Below are 4,046 nucleotides of genomic sequence, written 5' to 3'. Positions count from 1 at the left end.
GGGGGGGGGGGGCGCGGGGGCGGGGGGGGGGGGGGGGGGGGGGGGGGGGGGGGGGGGGGGGGGGGGGGGGCGGGCCCGGCCCCCCCCCCCCCCCCCCGCCAGAGCATCAGCCGTTCGCTCAGGACGGGCAGCACGCGGATGCCCAGGCTGTCCCGGCGGGGATCGAGCAGGGACAGCCCGGCGACCCGGTCCCGGGGCACCGACAGGCAGGCGTCGAAACGCCGCCGGTCGGGCGCCGTGGACTCCGGATCGTCGTACAGGACTTCGATACCGACGGTGCGGTCGTCGGAAATCCCGCGATTGAACAGAAAGGCGGTGAGGCGAAGCCAGGTCGCCTCCCGCGGAGTTCCGTTGGACGGATGGCGGAGACTGATCACGAGAAGTGGTCTGGGGTGCACCGGGAACCATTCTCCGGCCCCCTGGAAATGCGCACCCAATGTGTGCGTCTTATTCACAGGGGTGACGCTACCAACGGGTCAGCTCCCGCGTTTGACTGTCCTGGACACGTTCGGAACTTCTTCCGGGACGGCCGGTCCCGGCCGGACCGACCCGACGGCGGCCGGACCGCCCGCCCCGGGCCGCAGCAGCGCCGCCGCCCGGGCCACGCTGCGGGCCAGCTCGTCCACCCGCGCCCCGAGCTCGGGATCGGCCGGCTCGCCGCCCGGCAGCGCGCCGCGGGCCTGCGGGACGGCGACCTGCTCGGGCACCATCCAGGCCCGGTACCAGCGGGCCACCAGGCGCAGGTGGTTGAGCGCGTTGGAGTTGTTGCGCCCGCCGAGCGCGCAGATCGCCCCGAAGACCTTCCCCTCGACGTGCTCGAAGTCCAGCAGGTCCAGGGCGTTCTTCAGGGCCCCGCCGATGGTCCCGTGGTACTCCGGCCCGGCCAGGATGACGCCGTCGGCGGCGCGGAACTCCTCGCGCAGCAGCTTGACGTCCGGGCGGCTCGGCCACGGGTCCTGCTTGTCGCCGTTGCAGAACGGCAGGTCCAGCTCGCGCAGGTCCAGCAGGGAGGTCCGGCAGCCGTCGGCGTCCAGGACGGCGAGGGCGCGGCGCAGCAGCAGCTGGCTGGTCGAGCCGGGGCGCAGCGAGCCGCCGAGGCCGAGGATCCTCGGCCCCGGCGGACGGGGGCTCACTCGTCCTCGCAGATGGCGTCGGCCGGGCAGCAGTCCATCGCCTCGTACACCAGCTCCTCCTCGTCCTCGTCGGCCGGCTGGCGGGCGACGAAGGTGTAGCCGGCCTTGTCGTTGCGGACGAAGGAGTCCGGGGCGATGCAGCGGCAGGTGTCGCAGTCGGTGCACTCCGCGTTGACGTAGAACCGCCCGGGCACGTTCTCCGGCAGCCGGGCCGGTACCGGGAACCCACTCATGCCTGGCTCCGTCCGGCGTGCACCAGCTCCAGCACCCGGTCGGTGTCGGTGCGCAGCAGGTGTCCGTAGGTGTGGCCGAGTTCGTCCTCGGGGGCGTAGGCCAGCACCTCGACGCTGTCGAAGCCGGCCAGGTAGTCCAGCACCCGGCGGACGTGGTCCGGGGTGTCGACGCTGAGTCCGAGGTGGGACATCAGCGCCCGCTTGCGCTCCGGCGGCTCGTCGGCCCACGCCCCGTAGGCGCGGCAGGTGAAGAACTCGACCTCGGTGCCGCGTTCGGTGGTCAGGTTGATCCAGTGCCCGGGGGTGCCGTGCACCCGGGGCGCGATGTGCGAGGGGCCGGCGGACACCCGGCCGAGTCCCGGGTGGGACCGGACGGTCTCCAGCCAGGCCTCGTACTCCTCCTCGGTGCGGTAGTCGCCCAGGTAGACGGCGACGTGGTGCAGGCCGGTCAGCCGCAGGGTGCGCGGGTCCAGCGGCTGGCCGAAGAAGGCGAGCAGTGCGTCGGCGGTGTTGGTGGCGGCCGCCCGGTCGGCCCAGTCGAGGACCTCCTTCAGGGCGGGCTCGCGGTCGGCACCGGTGGGCAGGTGGTCGGCGGCGGGGTACAGCAGGCTGGGTGCCATGGCGAATCAGCTCCGTCGGGCGGTGAGGTAGTCCGTGATGAGGGTCTCCAGGTCCTGGTGGCCGGCGTACGGCTTCAGCAGGTCCTGGTACAGCTCGGGCCGACGGCCGTGCAGGCAGAAGTAGAGGCTCTTGCGGAACGACAGGTCGACCTCCCGCAGTTCGCGCACCCGGTCCAGGTCGAGCTCGGCGATCAGCACGCCCTCCTCCTCGTCCAGCGAGCCGACCAGGTGCTCGGGCGAGGCGACGGTGCTGTGGCCGGCCACCGAGATGGTGACGGTCCGTCCGGCGCGCTCGCCGGTCACCTCGCCGACCGCGCTGGCCAGCAGGGTGTAGCAGACGTTGAAGGAGGAGTTGGCCTGGATGCACGGCCGGGTGATCTGGATGTTGCCGCGCAGCGCCGCCCCCGGCACCGCGATGATCTCGGCGCCGCGCATCGCCAGCGTCCGCGGCACCTCGGGGATCCAGAAGTCGGAGCAGACGCAGATCCCCAGGCGGCCGAACGGCGTGTCCACGATGACCAGTTCGTCGCTGGGCGAGACGGTGACCATCTCGGCGGCGAACCGGTGGGTCTTGCGGGCCTTGGCGGCGATCCGGCCCTGGTCGTCCAGCAGGACGGAGGTGTTGTAGTACCGGTCGCCCTCCCGCTCCACGACGGTGCCGCAGAGCAGGTAGCAGCCCTTGGTGCGGGCCACCTCGGCGAGCTGGTCGAAGAGCGGGCCCGGTACCGGCTGGTCGATCACGCCCTTGAGGTGGGCGCGGCCGGGGAAGTAGAAGGGCGGGCCGAGGAAGAACTCCGGCAGGATGATCAGTTCGACGTCCTGGACGGTGTCCAGCAGGGCGAGGGTACGGGCCAGGTTGACTTCCGGGTCCGGGTCCCAGAAGGACTGGATCAGCGCGACCCGGGGCCGGCTGGTGGCGAGCGAGCGTTCGACGGTCATCTGGTCAGGCTCCATCCGAGGCGAACGAGGTGTCCGGGGCCGCCGAGGTGTCCGGGGCCGCCGGGGCGCCGGGGGCTTCCGGGGTCGGGGCGTCCGGGGTGTCCGAAGCGGCATGCGGTGCGGTGTGCGGGGCGAGGGCCGCGGCGGCCCAGTCGGGCAGCGGCCCGTCCGGGTGGGTGGCGGCGGTCAGCGCCAGGCCGAGCGGCGAGCGGCGGAAGTCGGCGGCGAACGGCGCCGCCTCGCGCATCCGGCGCAGCTCGTGCAGGTCCAGGTCGGCGGTCAGCAGCACCTCCTCGCGGTCGGCCTCGGCGAGCACCGGCTGCTGCTTGCGGAAGTCCCGCGAGTAGGCGCCGATCGCCAGCGGGCTGCGCAGGATCGCGCTGCGGCCCATGTAGGTGAGCCCGGCGAGGGTGTTCTCGCCGGTCGCGCTGGCGAACAGCACGTAGGCGCAGTTCTCGGCGGCCCGGGCGAGCAGCATCTGCCGCACCGGCTCGGCGAACGGCCGCAGCAGGACGGAGGGGGCCACGATGATCTCCGCCGAGTCGGCGAACAGGCCGCGCAGCACCTCCGGGAACTGCACGTCGTAGCCGAGCGCGAAGCCGATCCGGCCGAGCGGGGTCGGGAAGACGCGGGCGCCGGTGCGGCCCGTGATGAAGTGCGCCTCCAGGTCGTAGACCATGGTGCGCCGCGCGGTGCCGACGAGCTCCCCGGTGTCGTCCAGCAGGACGGCGGTGCTGTGCACGTCGTCCCCGGCGCGCTCCAGCACGCCGGCGGCGATCCAGACGCCGAGTTCGCGGGCCAGGCCGGCCAGCCACTCGGTGAGCGGCCCGGGCACCGGCTCGGCGATCTCGTGGCTCTTCGGCAGGTTGAGCGCGGTGGCGAACACCTCGGGCAGGACGACGAGCCGGCAGTCGTCGTCGGCCGCGGCGCGCACCAGCTTCTCGGCCCGCGCCAGGTTCTCCGCACGGCGGTTGGTGGCGACGGACAGCTGGACGACGCCGACCCGGTACCGGCGAAGATCGGCGGTGGGCATGGTCGTGCTCCTTCCGGGGACGGGCGGTGGCGCGGGCGGGGTGGTCCGGGGGTGGTCCGGGTGGGGTGCCCGCCGCGGCGGCGGGCAC

General features: G+C 73.6%; 5 protein-coding genes. All 5 read right to left on the bottom strand.

Annotation, left to right across the window (positions count from 1 at the left end; all coding sequences use genetic code 11):
• Positions 1-476: 476 nt before the first annotated feature.
• The 5 genes from ACFWA9_RS33480 to ACFWA9_RS33460 are packed head-to-tail and all read right to left on the bottom strand — an operon-like array spanning position 477 to position 3,958.
• On the bottom strand, positions 477-1,133 hold the full coding sequence (locus ACFWA9_RS33480; protein ID WP_380392322.1) for an NADPH-dependent FMN reductase: 657 nt from the start codon (positions 1,131-1,133) through the stop codon (positions 477-479).
• Positions 1,130-1,366 carry a ferredoxin gene (locus ACFWA9_RS33475; RefSeq protein ID WP_329486357.1) on the bottom strand — a complete coding sequence of 79 codons (237 nt, stop codon included), beginning with the start codon at positions 1,364-1,366 and terminating at the stop codon, positions 1,130-1,132. Before ACFWA9_RS33475 ends, ACFWA9_RS33480 begins: the two co-directional genes overlap by 4 nt.
• Positions 1,363-1,986 (bottom strand): hypothetical protein, encoded by a 624-nt coding sequence (locus tag ACFWA9_RS33470; protein WP_329486356.1) that lies wholly within the window; start codon positions 1,984-1,986, stop codon positions 1,363-1,365. Before ACFWA9_RS33470 ends, ACFWA9_RS33475 begins: the two co-directional genes overlap by 4 nt.
• 6 nt (positions 1,987-1,992) lie before the next feature.
• Positions 1,993-2,925, bottom strand: a complete 933-nt coding sequence (locus tag ACFWA9_RS33465; RefSeq protein ID WP_352291423.1) for a carbon-nitrogen hydrolase family protein — start codon at positions 2,923-2,925, stop codon at positions 1,993-1,995.
• A gap of 4 nt (positions 2,926-2,929) precedes the next feature.
• Positions 2,930-3,958 carry a carbon-nitrogen hydrolase family protein gene (locus tag ACFWA9_RS33460; RefSeq protein ID WP_352291422.1) on the bottom strand — a complete coding sequence of 343 codons (1,029 nt, stop codon included), beginning with the start codon at positions 3,956-3,958 and terminating at the stop codon, positions 2,930-2,932.
• Positions 3,959-4,046 lie beyond the last annotated feature (88 nt).

The organism is Kitasatospora sp. NPDC059973 (assembly GCF_042737525.1).
Taxonomy (GTDB): Bacteria; Actinomycetota; Actinomycetes; order Streptomycetales; family Streptomycetaceae; genus Kitasatospora.
This window is presented reverse-complemented; position numbering and strand designations above follow the sequence as displayed.

Bases quoted from the DNA above. Each gene is read 5' to 3' on its own strand.
- ACFWA9_RS33475 (WP_329486357.1), bottom strand. From the start codon at position 1,366: ATGAGTGGGTTCCCGGTACCGGCCCGGCTGCCGGAGAACGTGCCCGGG.
- ACFWA9_RS33470 (WP_329486356.1), bottom strand. From the start codon at position 1,986: ATGGCACCCAGCCTGCTGTACCCCGCCGCCGACCACCTGCCCACCGGT.
- ACFWA9_RS33465 (WP_352291423.1), bottom strand. From the start codon at position 2,925: ATGACCGTCGAACGCTCGCTCGCCACCAGCCGGCCCCGGGTCGCGCTG.
- ACFWA9_RS33460 (WP_352291422.1), bottom strand. From the start codon at position 3,958: ATGCCCACCGCCGATCTTCGCCGGTACCGGGTCGGCGTCGTCCAGCTG.